This window comes from Dyella sp. Tek66A03 (assembly GCF_052567735.1).
In genome coordinates this window covers 2448981-2468480 of sequence record NZ_CP199584.1, presented here as the reverse complement: position 1 = coordinate 2468480, position 19500 = coordinate 2448981, and the positions used below count along the sequence as shown (strand labels likewise).

The following is a 19500-nucleotide window of genomic DNA, read 5'->3' as shown; positions in this document are numbered from 1 at the left end:
GGTGGTCTTTAGTAGTCGATAGTGGACACGCTTTCCGTGAGCAAGGGGGAGCGATCAATCCGTCGGGGCGTGGTGGCGCGTCGCGCTGCCGAGCCTAGGATGACGCACAACGTACGCACGATAACTTGCCCTAATTGCAAAGTTCATCAATCGAACGCTTCGGCTCACCTCAAATCGGTGGGAAGCGCAAGCCTAACTGACGCGGCAAATCCATCCGCACTATTTCAGGATGGCAGAGTCGATCATTCCGGCATGGCCCCCAGATCGACAGAGCGTTCTCAATAATTCGCTACGCATCGACCCACGCGAGCTCTCGTCCGGAATGTCTGAACCATGCTGAATCAGCTGCTTGAGCGTGACACGCTGCCAACTCTGCGGGAGATTCTCTACATACTTTCCGATCTATCGCAAGAAGCAAGCCTGCCTTCACTTTCAGCTGCATCACGGCCACGGCCGTCAAAGCTTCGGTGATTGGGCCAACGTCCCGCACTGTTGTGGTGGAATGCAAGCCCATCGAAATCGATATTCGTCTTGCCCTACCCGGCTGAGCGCGAGGCGTGCGTCGCCTGCATGATGGGGTTTGAGGCACAGTGATGCGGGAAACGGGTTAGGCATGAGCGCTAGACGTATGGCGCAAGAATCGGGACATTCGGGCTGAGTTTCCTTGGCTGAGTTGGTCCAGCTTCAGTGCGGCGCCCCGAGGGTGCCGCAGGTGGAAGTCAATCAGTGCTCCACACTTGAAAGATCTTTTTTGTTTCGGGCAAGATTTCCTCGATAGTCGAGAAGCCGAAGAGGACGTCAACTCCATCCTCAGTGTCCCGCTCGGTCGCAGCGAACCTTCGAACTCAGGACATGTCCATAGAAATCATTTTGTGCTGCGTCCTGCTTTATCACCCATGCGGCTGATCTGACCGAACAGCCCCCGATTTATGAAGCAAGCGCGGCGCCGTGTGGATACGTAGTTCCCGAAACCGCAAGGTTTGTTCGCATCGGGGTAAGCAAATATAGTCAACGATCAACGATAGAAATTGAAGGACCAGCCGGATGAATTTTAGAGCCGCGAGCCTTATGGTGATGACCGCCCTAGCATGCACGATCACACTCATCAGCCGCGCTGAGGACAGTCAGCAAGACAGAATCAGGAGTGTAGTAGATCGCGCCATACAGCCGGTTATCGCGAACAACGGCATTCTTGGCATGGCGGTCGGCATCATCGACGGGGAGAAGCACTACGTATTCAACTATGGCCTGGCGTCGACGGAAACAGGAAAGCCCGTCACACGCGACACCCTGTTCGAAGTCGGTTCCGTTAGCAAGACATTGACGGCGACGCTGGCGTCGTATGCGCAGGTTAGCGGCTACCTGTCTCTGTCGGATCCGACTAGTAAATTTCTCCCCCTTCTCCAGAAGAGTCCGTTTGGCAACGTGAGTCTCCTCCATCTAGGCACGCACACGCCCGGCAGCCTCCCATTGCAGGTGCCTGGCAACATCAGCAACGACGATCAGCTGATGCAATATCTTAAGCAATGGCAGCCGACTTATGCGCCGGGGACCCATCGAACGTACTCCAATATCGGCATCGGAACGCTCGGCCTGATCACGGCGAAGAGCATGGGGCGGGATTTTGACTGGCTGATGGAACATCAACTGTTTCCCGCACTCGGCATGAAAAGCACTTACATCAATGTGCCGGCCACGAAGCTGCCTGACTACGCACAAGGCTACACAAAAGAAGGCTTGCCGATCAGGGTGGTGCCAGGCGTACTGTCGTCTGAAGCCTACGGTGTCAAGACGTCCATCGCGGACATGATCCGCTTCGTGGAAGCCAACATGAATCTGATCCAGGTGGACGAGAAGCTTCAGCGCGCGATCGCCGACACCCATACAGGTTACTTCAAGGCGGGACCGATGACTCAGGATCTGATATGGGAACAATATCCGTATCCCGTCACATTGAAAGCGCTTCTGGACGGCAACTCATCAATGATGATCCTCGACGCATCACCAGTCGCTGAAATCAAACCGCCGCAGAATCCACAAGACAACGTGTGGATCAACAAAACCGGCTCGACTAATGGCTTCGGTGCTTACGTCGCATTTATTCCGCAGAAACGGTTGGGGATCGTGATCCTCGCCAATAAGAACTTCCCGATTGATCAACGAGTTGTGGCCGCATATCAGGTTCTTACGTCGCTGGCCAACGGGAGGCAATGAATCAGAATACCCTCCGATGGAGAAACTTTCGCTATCTTTGTCTTATCCTGCTGGCTCTGAAGAGCGCTAAGCCAATCGAGCCGACCGAGAAAGCCTCGGCGGCCAAGGATACCGTTTGCAACGGCTCCCAATCGAGGGGGACAGATCGTTAGATGGGTCGAAGCTATAGGGCTAGGCGTTCGCGCTCCAGCTTGAGTCGCTTCTTGAGGCCGCCATTGTGACCGCGAGCGCGCGCAACCATCCTGGTTGCGCGCGCGAATCAGATTGCCCCCGAACTCGGCAAGCGCAAGGATCTGATCTGCGCGTACAACATAGTCGGATGTGATGAAGCTTATAGCTCGAAACGAAAAATCACCCGCACCGCCGAAGGGCCCGATGAGTCTCAGGGCAGCTGAGTGGCCAAATCGTAATTCTCGTATATCGCTCCGAGCGAACCTTGAGGAGAATAGCGTTCATGGCCAAGCCCCTGTCCTGGTTTGGGCCGAAGTAATTCTTGGGTTCCGGTCAGCACCTGCAAAATTTGACGCCCCCTCAACGATCTGAGACTAACTGCAATGAAGTTGCTTAAAAGTGTCCTCGCATCAGCCATGCTGGCCGGTAGTGCCACCGCAGCCTTCGCCGGCACTACGGCCGATATCAGCGTCACCGGCACAATCACTCCGGGCAGCTGTACGATTAATATTGGCAATGGCGGCAACTTCGATGTCGGTACGATCCCTGCCAGTAGCTTAAACCGGGGCGCCCGTACAAGTCTCCCTCCCGCACATAATTCGTTTAGTGTGAATTGTGAGGCCCCTCTAAGGTTTGCTTTGAAAGGCACGGACAATAGGGCTGATTCGGTCGACAAGTGGATGGTTGGCGGTCAAGAATTTGGTCTTGGTGTTACTTCGGCCAACGAAAAAATTGGCAGTTTCTACCTTTCGTTGGGCGCTATGAGCGCGGACGGTTCGGTGGTGGGTTCTACAGAATCATCGGACGGTGGCACATCTTCGGTGGGCATCAGCAGCGGCGCGCCCTACGTGTATACCGACGGAACCTTAGTAGGCTTCACGACGGAGACTGGGAGCAATGGACCTATGGCTATCCAGGATTTGACGGGCCAATTGCGGGCGAATACGACCATTAGGGATGCCGACGCCCTGACCTTGACTGAGGCTGTCCCGATCGATGGATCGGCAACGATCGAGCTCGTGTACTTGTAATCCCAAGATCACCAGCCTGCTGTGTCGACTCCCCTTAAACTCGGTCCAGACATAACTGGAGGTCTCCGGGCAAACTAGCCCCAAGGAGACTGAAGATGCGCAAGAGCAAGTTCACCGAGAGTCAGATCGTCGCGACGCTGAAGCAGGTCGAAGGTGGCCGCCAGGTCAAAGACGTGTGCCGCGAGCTGGGCATTTCCGAGGCGACGTACTACACGTGGAAGTCCAAGTACGGCGGCATGGAAGCATCCGATGTGCAACGGCTAAGAGACGTCGAGGCTGAGCACGCCAAGCTCAAACGGATGTATGCCGAGCTGGCGATGGAGAACCATTCCCTGAAGGACCTCATTGCAAAAAAGTTGTAGACCCGGCGCATAAGCGCCCGCTCATCACGTGGCTGAAGGAGTGCCACGGATGGAGCGAGCGCCAGGCTTGTGTGGCGATAGGCGTGTCGCGGTCGACCATTCGTTATCGATCACGACCGGACCGGGATGAGGAGGTCATCGCGCTGTTGGCGGAGCTGGCTGAGCGCTTTCCCGAGCGCGGGTTCGACAAGCTGTTCCAGCTGATTCGGCGCCGTGGCCTGGTGTGGAACCATAAGAGGGTGTGGCGTGTGTATTGTCTGATGCAGCTCAATCGTCGTCGCCGGGGCAAGAAGCGTTTGCCAAACCGGCATCCGCTGCCCCTGGTGGCCGGCGAGCAGATCAACAGTAGCTGGTCAATCGGCTTCATGTCTGACGCCTTGTGGGATGGACGGCGTTTCCGCACGTTCAACGTCCTCGATGACTTCAGTCGCGAAGCACTCGCCATTGAGGTCGACTTGAACCTGCCGGCAGCCCGTGTGATCCGCACGTTGGAGCGTATTGCGGCCTGGCGTGGCTATCCGGCCAAACTGCGATTGGACAACGGCCCGGAGTTCATTGCTCTGGCGCTGGCGGAATGGGCCGAGCGCAAGGGCATCACGCTAGATTTCATTGAGCCGGGCCGCCCCATGCAGAACGGCTTCATCGAACGCTTCAATGGCAGCTACCGACGCGGCGTGCTCGACATGCACGTATTCCGCACGCTCAGCGAGGTCCGCGAACACACCGAGCGATGGCAAACCGACTACAACCGCGAGATTCCTCACGACAGCCTAGGCGGGCTTACGCCCGCCGAATTCCGTATCCAAAACGACCCGGCAACCTCTAGTTATTCGTGGCACTGAATTGCGGGGAGTCGATAGTGTGAGGTGGGCTAGGCGATGAAATTTTCAAGACAAATATCCCTTGAGATAGGCTCTAGTTGAAATTCAAATCGGATTGCAAGCCATTTTTGAATGGGCTTCCATAGGATTTAGGACGCCAACCACCCGCACAGTTAGGCTAATTACTGGCCTAGCCGACCTCGCGCCAGTCGGCAAACACGCGTCGCGCACCATACACGCCGCGACTGGTCTCGCAGGAATCGCGAATCAGGCAAAACAGTCGTCGATCTTCGATGTCGCGATCGGTCTCTCGCTGGCCTAACCACTGATAGAAATTACCGCGCGTTACTTCCAACATCCGACACATCGGGGTCACGCGAAACCCAGGGCGGTGATCGTTGATGAGGCGGTACTTCACTCGGGCTCTTTCGCGAAGTACGGTGCGGCAATTTTAAAATGTCGAGTTGCTCCTCGGGCGAGGAGGCTCGGCAAGCAGGCGAAGAATCTCGCTCTTCGCGTCGGTCAGCACAGTGGCTTGTTGCTCGGTCTTGTCGGTCTTCACCGCCTTGACCCATGGGCTACAAGCTGTGGGTCGATGCGCCAAGGTGGGCGGCCACTTCTGCAACTGAGTGGCTACGGCCGACCACTTTCCGGATCGCTTCTTCCTTGAATTCCGAGGTAAGCCGCTGACTGATCACGAGGCTTCTTATACCCTCAGATCATAAGCTGGAAGTGCCGCAATCCCAGGGGCAGTCCAGGCGTCGACCCATGCGAGCACTCCATTGTTTAGGGCAATCGTGAAACACTTAACACCATGAATCGCCCTGCGCGATATGCACATATAGTTGCAAAATTCGCGCCAGAGCCCCGTGCATGCGCGTGAGACGCGTCGCTCCACCGTGCTGTTTTTCAGGTGCTGCATCCATCAGCCTAGAGTTAACCACTGTCCTCGCGCGGCATGATTCGCGCCCCGGCAAACCCGCTAACAACCCGCTCATTGAATCCTCCAGCGGCAGCTTCCGCGACCGCTGTTCGCTTTGACAATGTTCTTCCTGGGCATCGGAGACCACGGCGTCTTCATTTGAAGCTCGCACCGACTAGGGCATTCATCGGGGCCAGCAATTCTAACCTTTCTCATTTACTTCGCCGACGCTTGGTGGATAGCCTCGGGCTGTTGCTACTCAAGAAGGAAAGGAGCCCATGGCGCTCATCAGGTGTCCCAGGTGCGAAATCTGTGTAAGTGATGCGACGACGCATTGCCCCGAATGCGCGGAACTTATGGCCACGCAGGCAGCCAGGAAGATGACTCTTCCGCCCGTATCCGGGTACTACGACATCAATCCAGACCCCTCCTGGAACAGGAGTGCCTCCAGCCACTTCAGCGTGCACATGCGCGGCGCTGACGCTGCCGTTATTGGCTCCAGCATGGCATCGCAAAACTCGGCAGTGCAACTGGCGATGGGGCCGGCCATTCTATCCATGAGCGACGAACAGGCGCTGCAGTTGGCGAATGCGCTCACTCGGGCTGTGGAGAAGCGTCGTGCGGTGTTCGACACACCGAAGCCGGCCGGTCTGTCGCGCATCATGTAAAACATCCGCCTAAGATGATTTCTTTCGTCATCTTGCCGATCCATCCGGATTCGGTGGCGCACTTCGTGCGAATCAGTTTGTCTGATGGGCCATAGCGACGATGATGACGCCGTCAAGCGCCAAGGCAGGTCGCAGCTCGCCATCAAACCCGCATCTCGAATGACGCATGACCGTTATTTGCAAGTTTTCTTAAGTTTGACGACGCTAACATCGAGTCATTCAATATTGCGAAACATAACAGTTGGGTGAACCAATGTTGCCTCCCGTTTCTCATTACTTTATTTCATGCCTACAGCCCGCCTTTTCCCGCCTTGGGGTCCAGCTCGAGGGCCTTGGATCGGCAGTTGGTTCGGCGTTTTCGTCGGCTCTACTCAACATTCGCAACGCTTTCACCAGCAGCGTTTCGGTCGGCAAGGCCGTTGCTTCGGAACGGGCCGCACAGTTGGTCCATGTGAAGGATTCAAATGTAGACGCGAATACGTCGCCGCCTACAGATCTCGAGCCTCCTACAGATCTCGAGAAGGAATTGGTGCGCGGGATACATGAGGTGCCAGGAGGTGCTGCTAAGATTCTCACCGCCCTTTTGAACGAATTGGATACGCGATCATCTACGGAAAACGATGCAAAGATCGCGTTGAAAAATTTCCGCACAGTTGGGACCGCTCTGGGAGGCCTTTCCAGAAAACAGGTCCCAGCGGTATCGGAGTCGCTTTCCAAACAGGCGCAGTACATCTCTAATGTTCGTAAGGTTGGTGGATTGAGTTCGAACGACGTCATCAATAATCTGAGTACCACGGGTTCAGCGCTTGAAAACATTGAATTCCGAAACGACATGCGATTGTACATTCGCGAGGTCGGTTGGTGCGTGATGGAATACTCCGGTAATTTGGATAGCTCGAAATGGGGAGCTTTCGATCTGAAGCGAATTGACTCCGATTTCGTGCTTGGTAATTCAAAAATTGAACCAGGACTGGAACTCAAGTTGATCCATGGAGAGCTTGCTGTGTGGAGGAGACCTGACGGCGAACAGCAGCCTGGCATTGCTGCTAGCAGTGCCTTGGACGCTGACCGCCTTCTTCGCAGCGAAACACGGCGGCACGTTGATGGCGGTGGCGCCATGATCTTCTGAGGTAAGGAAGCGCACACCAAAACTACATTCGACGATCTTTGTTTAGGTAATACTTCGCTCGTTTTTCGGCGAAGTATGTTGCGGGTGTTTTTTGAATATCGCATCCCTCAGGCAGAACTACGGGTCGTCTGCAATCAATTCAAATAACACATTTGCTCATCTGGGTTTCGTCTTGTATTCATGGGGAGCACCTATACGCTTGTCGTCTATCGTAAGGAAAGCGGGTCTGTACTTTGTAGCCTGCCTGGCAATTATTTTTGTTGTTCATGCCCGGATGAGCGCAGGCGCCCCCATCAATGACAAGAAGCCGTCGGGTACGACGCCGCCACCTGTGGAGGCAAACGCGTCCCGAGTAATTTTTGAGAACGTACGGATCTTCAACGGCAAGCCGATGGAGTTGTCAGCACCGAGCAGCGTTCTGGTACATGGCAATGTAATCGAGCGCGTTGCGCAAGGGAACCTGTCGGTGGAAGGGTCGCGTGTCATCGATGGCGGTGGTCGCACACTGATGCCGGGGCTCATCGATGCGCACTGGCACGCCATGTTGGGTCGCCCTACCCCTACGCAGGCGCTGTCAGCCGACATCGGCTACATCACGCTCATTGCCGCTGCCGAGGCCAACGACACGCTTATGCGCGGCTTCACCACCGTGCGTGACTTAGGTGGCCCGACCTTCTCGCTCAAGCGCGCCATCGACGAAGGTATGCTGTCGGGTCCGCGCATTTTTCCATCAGGGTCCATACTCGCGGTCACCGGCGGCCACGGCGACTTCCGTCAGCTGTTCGAGGTACCGCGGATCGACGGAATGCCGCTGGCGCGCGTGGAGCAGATCAACGCGGTCAAAGTCACCGATTCGCCCGACGAGGTGACGCGACGAGCTCGCGAGCAGTTGATGCTGGGGGCTTCACAGATCAAGCTGACTGCTAGCGGCGGCGCGGCGTCGCCACACAGCCCGATCGACGTTATCACGTTCACCCCCGCCGAGCTGAGCGCCGCCGTGCAAGCGGCCAACGACCGCGGTACCTACGTCGCTGCGCACACATACACCCCAGCGGCGATGCAGCGCGCCATTCTCGCGGGCGTCCAGTGCATCGAGCATGGACAGTTGATGGACGAGGCGACCGCGAAGCTCATGGCCGAAAAGGGCACATGGCTCAGCATCCAGCCGTTCCTAGACGGGATGGAGCAAATCTTTCCGCCCGGCTCCGATGAACGCGAGAAGGCGCTCGAGGTGATGAAAGGCACTGATCGCGCCTACGAGCTCGCGAAGAAATATCACCTCAAGACAGCGTTTGGCTCCGACATCCTGTTCTCGCCTGAACTGGCCAAGCGCCAAGAATCGCTGCTGGCGAGCCTCACCAAGTGGTACACGCCAGCCGAGGCGCTGGCCATGGCCACGAGCGCCAATGGCGAACTGCTCGCGTCATCGGGGGAGCGCAGTCCCTACCGGGGCAAGCTGGGTGTGGTCGCGGAAGGCGCGCTCGCCGATCTGCTGCTGGTCGACGGCAATCCGATCAAGAACATCAATCTGATTGCAATACCAGACAAGTCCTTCCTCGCGATCATGAAGGGCGGCGTTGTCTACAAAGATATGCTGGCGGGTAAGACTCCGTAACATCGGTGTAGTGCCAAAGGGAACTTTAGATGGGCGCCTCATGGCGAGCATTGCAAAGCGCATGATTTTGGCCGTTCTCGGACACCCCTCCATCGGGGTTACTCATGATGAACTCCGTCATTAAAGGCGCAGTTTGGACAAGGCAAGCTGTTTCCGACGCCCGGTTTTGATCGCGGTGCGCGCATGGACCAGGCTGGTGAGACAATGTTCATCGAAGGATTCATCGCGGGGCGTCCGTTGAACGATTTGATGTAGGCGTTCTGTTTCGGCTTGCCCGGCTCGATCAGTCGTAGCGCCACGCCGCGACCGTGCACCCAGGTCAGTCAGTATGGTGTGACCACAGAGCTCCTTGCCGTTTCCCTTGCGAATCACCTGCGGCAGACCGCGTTCGGCCTGCAGTCGATCAAGCATGTGCGTCAGCGGATGACCGCCAAAAGCCCACTCGGGGCAGCTTCAGGTAGATCGTACCGGCGCCGTACCGCCGATGCCGATGGGCCAGCGCCAGAATGCGCTCCTTCAGCGAGTGATCTGTTCTTCCGATATCCACTTCTTCACATCCAATCTCCTCGTTTGGTGACGTCATCCCGGAATTTCGTAGTCGTTCAAAAGTAGAGGTAAGGTCGCTTTGAGGTATCCCGGAAGGGATCGGAGGAGCGATGAAAAAGTCGAGGTTCACCGAGGAGCAGATTGCTTACGCACTGCGGCTGGCAGAGTCCGGGACGATCGTTGCCGACGTGTGCCGGCAGCTGGGTATCGCCGAGGCGACGTTCTATGTCTGGAAGAAAAAGTACGCGAGCCTGGGCGTGGCGGAGCTGCGGCAGATGCGTCAGATGCAGGAAGAGAACGCCCGGCTAAAGCGCCTGGTGGCCGATCTGACGTTGGACAAGCAGATTCTTTCGGAGGTGATCCGAAAAAAGGTCTGAAGCCAACTCGACGCGTCGAGTTGGCGCACTGGATGCACGAACGTTTTCAGGTCAGCGTACGACGAGCCTGCCGACTGGCCAAGCTACGCAATGCCACTTGGTACCGGAAGTCCCAGGCACGGGACACGGCGGCATTGCGCATGAGGATCAGGGAGATCGCTCAAGCGCGACCCCGATTTGGCTATGAGCGGATCTGGATCATGCTCCGGCGGGAGGGTTGGAAAGACGGGCGTAACCGGATTCACCGGCTCTATCGCCTGGAAGGCCTGCAGGTCCGCATGCGCCGGCGTCGGACGAAGCGGCTAAGCCTGCATCGCGGTGTAGTGCCCAAGCCCGTCGCTGCGAATCAGTACTGGTCGATGGACTTTGTGCACGATCAGCTGGCGACAGACCGCAAGTTTCGGGTGCTCACCGTGATCGATCAGTGGAGTCGCGAGAGTGTGCTGCTGGAGACCCAGTTTGCCCTGACCGGACAGAGCGTCGTCGATGCCTTGGAAACACTGTCCCGATCGCGACCGCTTCCCAAGGCCATCACGGTCGATCATGGGACCGAATTTACCTCGAAGGTACTCGATGCGTGGGCCTATCAGCGAGGCGTACAGTTGGACTTCATTCGGCCTGGAAAGCCCACAGAAAACGCGTTTATCGAAAGCTTCAACGGTCGCCTGCGAGACGAATGCCTCAACGTCTTTGACTTCGTATCATTGGAAGATGCGCAGGCGCGAATCGAGCACTGGCGGCTGGACTACAATCACCATCGTCCGCATGGCGCACTCGGCAAACTGACCCCGAGTGAGTTCGCACGAAGAGGTCAGATCACTACCTCAGAAGTGGCCGAACTCCAGTTTTAAATGCTTCGAAAACCGGGACGACCTCATTGGGGACTGGACTCTAAGCATCTGCGCTACTCAATCACGGGGTGACGTCGCACCAGTGACGGCAGTTCGTTCAAGAATGCGTCTCGTGCCCGCACTCCAGCGGTACCGAGTTCCTTCTTGTCGTCCTGAATGAGGCGGGCGAACACCAGAACAGTGCTCCCTTTTGTTGCCCAGCCGACGAACCAACCGTGGGGATGATCTTCGTCAAATTTACCATCGGCTTCGCGCGGATAAGCCATGCCAGTTTTGCCGTGCACGGTCCAGCCATCGGCGATCGATCGCGCCTCAACGATCCGGTTCGTCATTTCAAATGCGGCCGGAGACACCGGCAGCTGATGGTTAACGAATTTCTCCAAGAAGATGATTTGCTCCAAAGGAGAAATCTTCAATGACGAAGCGATCCAGGAGCGATCGAGACCATTGTGCTCGCCGGGGTCGCCTGACACATCGGCATTCCCATAATTAAACTTTCTCGCATATTGCGCGAAGCGCTCAGGCCCCAGGGCATGCGTCACTTGCTGAGAAAACCAGACGACCGAATACTTGAGCCATCGCGTCGGATTGGTCGGTTGCTTCCAGATTTCGCCACCCCAATCAATATAGCCTTCGCGATACGGTAAGGTCGGCGTGTGTTCGTCTTTCAGAAAGCCCGAATCATAGCCCATCAGGCTGATCGCGATCTTGAACGTCGAAGCCGGGGTCACCCGTTCGGTACAATTCCCCTGTTGCTGCAAAAATTCTCCCGTCTTCGCATCGGCGATTGCCGTGCAGACAGTCCTGGCCTGAGCTGCCGAAGCTGTCCATGCAGAAAGAAGCAAGCACAGTATCGCACGTCGCAAATACATCGAATCTCCTATTTTCAACCGGACCAAATACCCAATGATCAAGATAGGTCAACGCTGGTGCGCGGACTAAAGGTATTTGACTTCCAATGTGGCGTGACCATCAAGCTCAACTTCGGCACTCTGGTCCAGAGCCTGCCGGGGGGCGATCGTAACTTTAATGGACAAGATGCTTTGTAGTGTTCGAAGAGCGACCGGGCCGGCAGTGCTGCCATCGGCATCCGTAAAGCCCAGCCAGGCGCGACTGCTCAGGCTACTCACTTGGCTACTTGCAGCACCCCAACCCACACCACCGTTGCTTGAGTCGGTAACAAACCTGGCAACCGTGATATCAGCTTGCGTCTGAGCCGGATCCACATTGACCCTAAACGATCCAATTTTGTTTCCCTTGCCATCCCGCCCCAGGCCGAAGTCAACGTCACTATCGGTGATCGCCGTGCCTTCGCGATTGTCCTGCATCTGCAGTGCAAACCGGGTAGGACCGTCGCAGGTAATATTTAGGGCCAGCGGCCTGGGCTCCAGGGAAGTAGGCTGATCCGAGTTGAGTTGTTGCGCGCTTATCCGCCCGAAACTGACTATCCCGCTGCCCGCGAGAATAGGCGTGCAAGCTGCTGGTACCACCTCGGCCTGAATGACCAACTCGCGAGTACTTGTTTCCGTCGCGGCGGGTTCAATCAGGCCGCTGCTCCGCCATGTCGTTATGTCACGCAAGTTCTTGATCGCCCTTTCGTCCAGCGACGCTTCTACGTTCACCCGGATGGAGAACACGCGTCCGGATACCACCCGCCCTTCGTGCACCGGGGCTACTCCTCGGTCCGGTCGCCACGCCAATCGCGTCGCGATCGGCGATGGCGTGGTACCACTGGTCGTCACTTCGCCTAAATCCACTACCTCGCCATCCAGCACGGCATCGCTGACGCTCAGTGCATAGCTACCTGGAACCACCCCACTCCACAAAAACCTATCGGCCGTCGCCGCAGGGGCTCGAAACCACAGGGTCATATCCGTATTCACCGGGCAACTCATCGTCACGATCACGCTGCGTGTATCCAACGGTAGTTGACCATATTGGGCAGTCAGCGTCGTGCGGTTGAGGCGACCGTAGTCGACAACAGGCTGGCTGACATTCAATTGGCACTCCGTAGCCGCCTGAGCATAGGCATTGCCACTCCCGGTCAACATTAGAATGACAGCTGCTACTGCGAATAGAGCCTGCATCCAATGTGACTGGCCAAGCCTTTCTAGTCGCCATATCGCCATGATGCTATTCCTTGGTGGGCTGGCATACAGCCGAAGCGGTTTCATAGTAGACATTGAGGTCTGAGTTGGCCGGCAATTCATAGTGCAGCTCGCATCGCGGCTGGTCGGGACGAACCACCCACAACCGACGCCCAGGCACGTACTCAGGCAGGAACACTAGGCCGTCGCCCTGCACTTGTGCGACCAGCTGTCCCGATTCGTCCACGACCGAGGCTCCTGGTGGCAATACCTGGCCATCGGGTTCCGTCGCTGTCAACAAGGCACGTCGAGTAGTGGTGAGATCGAATCGAAGGTGTTCAACGGCGCCCCGTCCAGCCATGATGGTCGCCGAACCACTTAGCAGGTCGGCATTACGCGGCAGGCTCTTGGTAACAACCTCCACCGGACTTTGACCATAGGGCGCAAGTTGGGCTACGACTGCCTGCCCCTTGGCATCAGTCCAGACCGGACCGCTGGGCGTGCTTACTTGCACACCTGCCTGATCGCCCACAGCCACCACAGCGAAGGTGTCGCCGAGTGGATAGGGTGAGAAGGTCACGCCATCGCTATGTAGCGCGATACCACCGCGCATCAAGCCACTGTAGGTCGTACCGCCGCCACCATCGCGCGTATACCCCAGATCTACCTGCGTATAGAGCGGCAGCGCCGACACGCTCAGGTTCGTGTTCACCTGGGCCTGCGTGTCACGTTCGGCACCGACTTGATAGCTCAGATAGTCGTTCACACGCTCGCTATAGTTGACAGCAAGCCGATGGTCGCCGGCACGGTCACTTGCTGACGTTCGCAAAGAGCGGGATGGACCCAAGGGGATACTGGCAGTCACATAGACAGCATTGCCCAGGTTACTGGCAGTCCCTCGGTTCCACTCGGCGTTGGCCGACACCGAGACCTTACGCCAGCTCTTGTTCCATGAAGCCACCCAGCGCGAGGTATTGCGCCCGTCAAACAATACGGATCTGGCATAGCTGGCCGTCAAGCCACCCCATGACGTCGTGGACCAACCCAAGCTCATGCTCCACTGATCACGGTAACGCGCCAGAAGATTCGCCTGCTCCGATGGTATAACCGCCAAGTCCGGTGGCGTCATATCGCCTGGCGTCGGCGGTGAAAAACCGGTCTGCCTGACCATCGTATCCAGCAGCGTTCGATACCCGGATGTCTGGTGCGAAAAGGCAGTCTGAAGCGACAGGCGCTCCACCAATTGCTGCCCGAACGCCACCTGGGATTGAAGGCCCCGCACCCCATCTCTCGTAGCGTTCGAACCGATCAGCTGGCCTTGAATTTGGCCGCCAGTCCACGGCAGCGTCTGGTTCAGGCTCGCGCCGAGCGCCTGGTACTCAGTAGCAGCAACCAATCCACCGCTGGCAGTCAGGCGACGTCCCAATGCCCCACTCCAGCCCACGTTGGCTACCCACGGGTTGGCGACATTCCCGCCATTGAAGTCGCGAACCTTACCCACGCCGGCAGAGAACCCAGCCGAGGGGGGCGTTAGGCTCAGCGTAGCGCTGGGCACCGTAAACGTGCGCTCGGAACCATCGGCCTCGATCACGGTAACGTCAAGATCCGACTGCCGGTTGAGCGGGCGGATGTCGCGCAAGGTAAATGGGCCGGCAGGCACTACCGTCGTATAAATGATCGCGCCGGCCTGGCGCACCTCCACCCGGGCAGGGCTTTGCGCAATACCCTCGACTACCACGCCGGAGGTATTGGGGGACAGTGCCGTCTCAGTCGCAACCTGTACGCCCGTCACCATAGCCAAGGGTACCACCGGATTAATCAGGGTGATCTCGCCTGTCTGCAGGGTCAGTCGCTGATCGGCAAACGTGCGCTGCGCATAGGCTTCCAGATTCGTATGCGTGGCTACGCCGTTGGAAACGGTATCCACCCGCCGGTTGCGTACGATCCAGTCGCCGGCGTTGAACCCCAGTTCGCTATTGAGCGATACATAGTTCGAGCTGCCATTCGCGTAGTCGCTGCGCAGCGCATTCAAGCTGTAGTTGAATACGCCCGCCGTGCCGCCCGTAACGTACCCAGACGAATTCGCGCGCTCGAAGCGCAACGCATCCGTCGGCACCACCAGGCTCAACGCCAAGCTCGCCGGGTCCGGTTCAACCTGGGTCATGGGATAAGCGGACAGAAACGGTAGGCAGCCCTCTGGCGAAGCCGTGTCGGCAGGCGCCGGAACTTTCAGGCCCGCCACGTCCAGCAAAGAGCGATCAAAACAGAGCTGGTTGTCGCTATCGAAGCGCACCGTTGCACGGCCACGCGAATGGCCGTTGACGTTCAGCGTGACCGTATGCGTCCCCGAAGCAAATCGAGGCTGTTCACGCAGGTATTCGACAGTGGCCGGGTCAATGCCTCGCTGCTTGAGCATCTCGGCATCGAAGGCCGGCGCCTCGGCTGAAATGCCCTGCTGAACCGATTGCGCGTGCAGGTCGGCCAAGCCCAGCTGGCCGATAACCATCACAGGGAATAGACGAAATGCCTTTTTCACAGCATGCCTCGATCCGTGTGCAGGAGGGGCGTATCGACATTCAGCGATGATTTCTTGATCTAGAAGATTTGGGCTTGAATCAATGTGCAGCTTGAACTGGGGCTTCATAAGCGTCCACGGCAAAACCATACGCGCTTGCCGGGAACAAGCGTATCGCCGTAGGCGCCGCAGCGGCTGTCGGCAGGGGAATATCCAGGTGCTCACCCGGGAGCACATAAGAACGCGGCAGTTCCATCGCCTGGTTGGCCGGCAGTAACCGAACCTCTTGTGCCAGGCGCACCACATACGGGGTATCGTTACTTACCCGCAGCGTTCCTCCGTGTTGCGACCACAGCAATCCCTTCCACGGCTCCCGATTCGGTGCCAACCCCTTCGGACGGATAATTACCGGGAGATTCTGGCGCACGGACACACCCACCCTAGCTTCACCGGCCTGAGCAGCGCTTCGGCCCTGCGGAATCCCTTCAAAGATGACTCGCTTCAGGCGCTCGGTCTTAAGCGGTGTTTTGTTGAGCAGGACGAAGCGCACCAATTGCTGTTTGCCGGGCTCAACCCTGGCCAACGGAGGTGTCACGAACAGGAGCGGCTCAGGGTCTTCCGGCACGTTTTCCAGAGTTACCGTCAACAGTGCTACTGACGCGTCGGTATTGGTGAGCTTCAGCGAGGCCTCGCCATCGGCTTCGTTCACAATGACCACGGAGGTCTCCGGGACCATGCCTGTGGCCAGTGACGCTATCGTGAACAGCAGGCCCGCGCCCAAGACCACATAGCGTCCAGCCAATCGAGAAAAGATGCTCAAGATGCTCTCCTAATGGGAGGAATTCACAAAAAAAAGGCGATGGCGTACAAACACGACACCGATCGCATCCAGCGCATTCGGAAGATAGAGCGCACGAAGGCTAATCAATAAAGCTGTGCTCTATCTGTCCAGCATTGTGGATAGACAATGGCGTGCTGGATCGGCGGCTAGCCGGTCTGGGCCGAATACATGGCCGTCACATTTTCAACTGGCGTCAATGCGGGGTGCCCTAATCGCCGATTCTATTCCAAGCGACATAGCTGAAGTAGGCATCTTCCGTAGTCTGATCGGAGCGTTTCAAATAAGACTTGCTCTAACTATGCCAGAGCAGGCCGGTGCCGATGGACTGGTCTAGGGACTTTTAGGTGGGCGTCTTCATCTTTGACGCCACGTTCACACGTCCACGCACTTCGTTTCCTGGTAATAAGCACACCCGTCTGCGGGTCGCAGGAAGATTCAAGCCGCACGTAAGGGTGCCCTCCCCTAGCTCGGCCTACCGAGGAATAAGCGTTACAGATATACGAGCTCGATGGTCGCCGAGCCATCCAGCGGGACTTCGTCAGTCAAAGTCAGATTGCTGGTGGCCACAATACGGGGAGTCAGAATGGTTAGATCACCGGATAGATTCTGGATGGCAGTAGGTCCACTCGCTGAAGAATCAGGCGCAACCGTATAGCCCAAGAGCACACTGGGACTCCATATAGCAGGCAGATTAGACGAAAACCCCTTATTCCAAGTCGTGCCGCCGTCATTCGAAAGAACCGACCATTCTGAATTTCCGTCAATAGTGGCGTCCACTATAGCCAAATTGTAACTCCCAATTTTTTCGTTACTGGGGGTGACACCAAGACCAAATCCGCCACCACCCGAGCTCGAGTCAGCCCGGTTGTCGACGGGCCTGAGGGCAAACCTCACGGGAGCATCACAAGTCACACTGATTGAATTCGCCGCTTGCGAGAGCTGCGTTGAACGGTCGGCGTTCAAACTACTCACGGGAATCGTGCCGAGGTCAAATCTACCACCGTTACTGATATCGATTGAGCAACTGCCAGGGGTAATAGTGCCAGTGACGCTGATATCAGCCGTGGAGCCAGCGAACGCAACCCCTGTAACGCCACCAAGCAACGCCGTCGCGAGAGCGGCCTTGATAATGTTCATATTCATATCCATCCCAACTATCTGACCAAAATAAAGACTGACTTTCGCAATAACAGCGTGAGTCGTCCATCAAGGCTCAAACTTGAGCCCAAAAGGAATCAGAAAATTCGCATCACGCTTTGTAAGAAGCGTCATTATCGGGTAGGGCCGCTCGGCGCGACATACAAGTATTCTGAAAAACGGGGCGCCCGAAATCCATGCATCAAAAGCAAGTCGCGGCAACACTTCTTCGTTATTGGTGCGTTACGTGGCACCTATACTGAAGGGACAGCAGGAATATGCTGAAGCAGGTCGGTGCCGGCCGACTGTTCCGGGGGCTCTGGCTGGGAGTCCTTATATTTGACGCTGCAATCAAGCGTCCACGCACTTCGTTACCTGCTAATACGCACACTCTTTTGCGGACGCCGGTACGATTGGAGCTGGGCCTAAGGGAGCCACTCACACAGCCTACCGAGGCGCAAGTGTTACAGATACAGTAGCTCAATGGTCGCTGAGCCATCCAGCGGAACATCGTTAGTCAAAGTCAGCTGGCTGGCGGGCTGAATGTAGGTAGCAGAGACGGTTAGAGTACCCGACAGGTTCATGATGGCAGTAGGTCCACCCGTCGCATCGGGCAGGCTGGCATAGCCCACGAGACGGCTGGTGCTGAATATAGTGTTAGTCATCGAATCCCAGGTCGCACCGCCATCACTCGAGAAGATCTGCGTCCCTGCATCTCCGTCAACATCGAGTCCCGATACCGCCAGACTGTATCCCCCAATTCGTTCGTCATTGGGAGTGAAGCCGAGACCAAGCACCGAAGAAGAACCACCCGAGTCGGCTCGGTTGTCAGTGATCCCTAAGGCAAATCTCACGGGAGCGTCACAGGCTACACTGAATGGAGTTTCTTTTGGCGAAAGCCTCGTCGCACTATTGGGTTGCAGGCCATTTGCGGGGATCGTGCAGAAGTCAAACTTACCATCGTTGCCGAAGTCTATCGAGCAACTACCCGGAGTGATGGTGCCAGTGACGCTGATGTCGGCTGTAGAGCCGGCAAACGCGACAGAAGTAACACCACCAAATAATGCCGTCGTGAGAACGCAATTGAGAGTCTTCATGCAAATCCTAATTTTGCTTACGAAAAAGGCTTTCGTCGAAAAAAAACGGCGTCAGCCTTGTAGTTCCGAGCCGAAATCCGAGGTGAATTAGATAGCGCCACTATCATGCTATGGCTCGCTCGGCGCGATATACAAATATTCTGAAAAATGAGGAGACCGTAATCCACTTGGAATGGTCACATCTCCTGGCGGAAGTTTGACGTGAATCGACCTTCACCCCGATATCGCGCCAACACCTGCTGCACGTAGTTGCGGGTTTCAGCATAGGGTGGGGGGTGGTTGCCGTAGCGCTCCACAGCGCCCTCCCCCGCGTTGTATGCTGCCAGCGCCAGATGCAGATCTCCGGAGAAGCGCTTCATGAGCACCTTCAGATAGCTCGCGCCAGCTCGCAGATTCTGTACGGGATCGTACAGATCAGCCACACCAAAACGCTTGCCGGTCATCGGCATGACTTGCATCAGACCGATCGCGCCTGCGCGCGATACGGCGCGCGCGTCATACGCTGACTCCACATGGATAATGGCATGCAACAACTTCGGATCCGTACCGGTCTCGCCAGCCACGAGCTCAATGAATCCGTCCAAAGCTTCCGACCCAACCGGTCGCGCGCTGGGCGGGATGCGTGATTTACGGACCGGCGAACGGTAGGGGTCGAAGCTGATGAAGCTCGCGTCCTTGCGAAACGTGGATACCTGCAAATCGCCATTTGGCCCGATTGCAGCATAAATCTCACCATGCGCCGGCAATGCCAGGCTGCACAACATGAGCAGCGGCGCCCACAAGGCTCTCATGACGACCTACCCGCATTGGCGATCCACCGCAGCGTTGCCGCGTGCAAATCGGCCACGTTAGTGATGTCAGCCAACTGGTCTTCCTTGGGAACTACTCCGTAGCATTCCTCGATAGTCAATAGAAGACCCTGCATTTCCAACGAATCCATATGCAGATCTTCTGCCAGTCGCGTCTGGGGTCCAACCGTTTGGGACGGAGAGCATTGCTGCTCTGCAACCAACGCAGCCATGTCAAATACGCTCGGCCGAGGCAAGAGGGGCGTAGGATATGCAAGTGAAGTTTGCGGCAACAACTTAATTGTCGTCTTTCCAGTATCAAGCTGCG

Annotated in this window: 15 protein-coding genes and 2 pseudogenes; 7 read left to right on the top strand and 10 right to left on the bottom strand. The window is 56.9% G+C overall.

Going from position 1 to position 19500, the window contains the following annotated elements:
* Positions 1 to 1068: 1068 nt before the first annotated feature.
* The 3 genes from ampC (at position 1069) to ACT01B_RS10885 (ending at position 4620) form a co-directional block, all read left to right on the top strand.
* Positions 1069 to 2214, top strand: coding sequence for a class C beta-lactamase (gene ampC / locus ACT01B_RS10895; RefSeq protein WP_445147362.1), 1146 nt, complete (start codon positions 1069 to 1071; stop codon positions 2212 to 2214).
* A 554-nt stretch (positions 2215 to 2768) separates the two neighbouring features.
* Positions 2769 to 3416, top strand: a complete 648-nt coding sequence (locus ACT01B_RS10890; protein ID WP_445147361.1) for a DUF1120 domain-containing protein — start codon at positions 2769 to 2771, stop codon at positions 3414 to 3416.
* A 95-nt stretch (positions 3417 to 3511) separates the two neighbouring features.
* Positions 3512 to 4620, top strand: a protein-coding gene (locus ACT01B_RS10885; protein ID WP_445147325.1) for an IS3 family transposase whose coding sequence is annotated in 2 segments (ribosomal slippage) — positions 3512 to 3773 and positions 3773 to 4620 — 1110 coding nt in all. Because the reading frame shifts where the segments join, the coding sequence is not laid out codon by codon here.
* A 169-nt stretch (positions 4621 to 4789) separates the two neighbouring features.
* Here the strand turns inward: ACT01B_RS10885 and ACT01B_RS10880 are convergent.
* Positions 4790 to 4957 carry a hypothetical protein gene (locus ACT01B_RS10880; protein ID WP_445147360.1) on the bottom strand — a complete coding sequence of 56 codons (168 nt, stop codon included), beginning with the start codon at positions 4955 to 4957 and terminating at the stop codon, positions 4790 to 4792.
* 944 nt (positions 4958 to 5901) lie between these two features.
* Between ACT01B_RS10880 and ACT01B_RS10875 the strand changes: the two genes are divergently transcribed.
* From ACT01B_RS10875 to ACT01B_RS10865, 3 genes are all read left to right on the top strand, one after another.
* Positions 5902 to 6189, top strand: a complete 288-nt coding sequence (locus ACT01B_RS10875; RefSeq protein ID WP_445147359.1) for a hypothetical protein — start codon at positions 5902 to 5904, stop codon at positions 6187 to 6189.
* Between the two features lie 253 nt (positions 6190 to 6442).
* Positions 6443 to 7318 carry a hypothetical protein gene (locus tag ACT01B_RS10870; protein ID WP_445147358.1) on the top strand — a complete coding sequence of 292 codons (876 nt, stop codon included), beginning with the start codon at positions 6443 to 6445 and terminating at the stop codon, positions 7316 to 7318.
* A 199-nt stretch (positions 7319 to 7517) separates the two neighbouring features.
* Positions 7518 to 8933 (top strand): amidohydrolase family protein, encoded by a 1416-nt coding sequence (locus ACT01B_RS10865; RefSeq protein WP_445147357.1) that lies wholly within the window; start codon positions 7518 to 7520, stop codon positions 8931 to 8933.
* Positions 8934 to 9083: 150 nt separating this feature from the next.
* On the opposite strand, the pseudogene ACT01B_RS10860 reads toward ACT01B_RS10865, so the two are convergent.
* Positions 9084 to 9453 (bottom strand): annotated as a pseudogene (locus ACT01B_RS10860) (integrase core domain-containing protein); the annotation flags it as partial.
* 136 nt (positions 9454 to 9589) lie between these two features.
* Here ACT01B_RS10860 and ACT01B_RS10855 point away from each other — a divergent pair.
* A protein-coding gene (locus ACT01B_RS10855) for an IS3 family transposase (protein WP_445147356.1) occupies positions 9590 to 10707 on the top strand; the annotation gives its coding sequence in 2 pieces (ribosomal slippage) (positions 9590 to 9851 and positions 9851 to 10707; 1119 coding nt in all).
* Positions 10708 to 10760: 53 nt separating this feature from the next.
* Here ACT01B_RS10855 and blaOXA read toward each other — a convergent pair.
* The 8 genes and pseudogenes from blaOXA to ACT01B_RS10815 all read right to left on the bottom strand — a co-directional run bounded on the left by blaOXA (position 10761) and on the right by ACT01B_RS10815 (position 19405).
* A complete protein-coding gene (gene blaOXA, locus ACT01B_RS10850) occupies positions 10761 to 11579 on the bottom strand; it encodes a class D beta-lactamase (RefSeq protein ID WP_445147355.1) in 819 nt (272 codons plus the stop codon).
* A 66-nt stretch (positions 11580 to 11645) separates the two neighbouring features.
* Entirely contained in the window at positions 11646 to 12707 is a 1062-nt protein-coding gene (locus tag ACT01B_RS10845) for a DUF1120 domain-containing protein (RefSeq protein ID WP_445147354.1), read from the bottom strand.
* Positions 12708 to 12840: 133 nt separating this feature from the next.
* Positions 12841 to 15330 (bottom strand): fimbria/pilus outer membrane usher protein, encoded by a 2490-nt coding sequence (locus ACT01B_RS10840; protein ID WP_445147353.1) that lies wholly within the window; start codon positions 15328 to 15330, stop codon positions 12841 to 12843.
* Positions 15331 to 15409: 79 nt separating this feature from the next.
* On the bottom strand, positions 15410 to 16129 hold the full coding sequence (locus ACT01B_RS10835; protein ID WP_445147352.1) for a fimbria/pilus chaperone family protein: 720 nt from the start codon (positions 16127 to 16129) through the stop codon (positions 15410 to 15412).
* A gap of 510 nt (positions 16130 to 16639) precedes the next feature.
* Positions 16640 to 17287 carry a DUF1120 domain-containing protein gene (locus tag ACT01B_RS10830; RefSeq protein WP_445147351.1) on the bottom strand — a complete coding sequence of 216 codons (648 nt, stop codon included), beginning with the start codon at positions 17285 to 17287 and terminating at the stop codon, positions 16640 to 16642.
* A 464-nt stretch (positions 17288 to 17751) separates the two neighbouring features.
* A complete protein-coding gene (locus ACT01B_RS10825; protein WP_445147350.1) occupies positions 17752 to 18384 on the bottom strand; it encodes a DUF1120 domain-containing protein in 633 nt (210 codons plus the stop codon).
* 176 nt (positions 18385 to 18560) lie between these two features.
* Positions 18561 to 18956: pseudogene (locus ACT01B_RS10820) on the bottom strand (lytic transglycosylase domain-containing protein); the annotation flags it as partial.
* Between the two features lie 215 nt (positions 18957 to 19171).
* A complete protein-coding gene (locus tag ACT01B_RS10815) occupies positions 19172 to 19405 on the bottom strand; it encodes a phosphopantetheine-binding protein (protein WP_445147467.1) in 234 nt (77 codons plus the stop codon).
* Positions 19406 to 19500: the final 95 nt, after the last annotated feature.

What these genes read in the sequence shown, in the direction of transcription:
- ampC (WP_445147362.1), top strand. Translation starts at nt 1,069, where the DNA reads ATGGTGATGACCGCCCTAGCATGCACGATCACACTCATCAGCCGCGCT.
- ACT01B_RS10890 (WP_445147361.1), top strand. Translation starts at nt 2,769, where the DNA reads ATGAAGTTGCTTAAAAGTGTCCTCGCATCAGCCATGCTGGCCGGTAGT.
- ACT01B_RS10880 (WP_445147360.1), bottom strand. Translation starts at nt 4,957, where the DNA reads ATGTTGGAAGTAACGCGCGGTAATTTCTATCAGTGGTTAGGCCAGCGA.
- ACT01B_RS10875 (WP_445147359.1), top strand. Translation starts at nt 5,902, where the DNA reads ATGACTCTTCCGCCCGTATCCGGGTACTACGACATCAATCCAGACCCC.
- ACT01B_RS10870 (WP_445147358.1), top strand. Translation starts at nt 6,443, where the DNA reads ATGTTGCCTCCCGTTTCTCATTACTTTATTTCATGCCTACAGCCCGCC.
- blaOXA (WP_445147355.1), bottom strand. Translation starts at nt 11,579, where the DNA reads ATGTATTTGCGACGTGCGATACTGTGCTTGCTTCTTTCTGCATGGACA.
- ACT01B_RS10830 (WP_445147351.1), bottom strand. Translation starts at nt 17,287, where the DNA reads ATGAACATTATCAAGGCCGCTCTCGCGACGGCGTTGCTTGGTGGCGTT.
- ACT01B_RS10825 (WP_445147350.1), bottom strand. Translation starts at nt 18,384, where the DNA reads ATGAAGACTCTCAATTGCGTTCTCACGACGGCATTATTTGGTGGTGTT.
- ACT01B_RS10815 (WP_445147467.1), bottom strand. Translation starts at nt 19,405, where the DNA reads ATGGCTGCGTTGGTTGCAGAGCAGCAATGCTCTCCGTCCCAAACGGTT.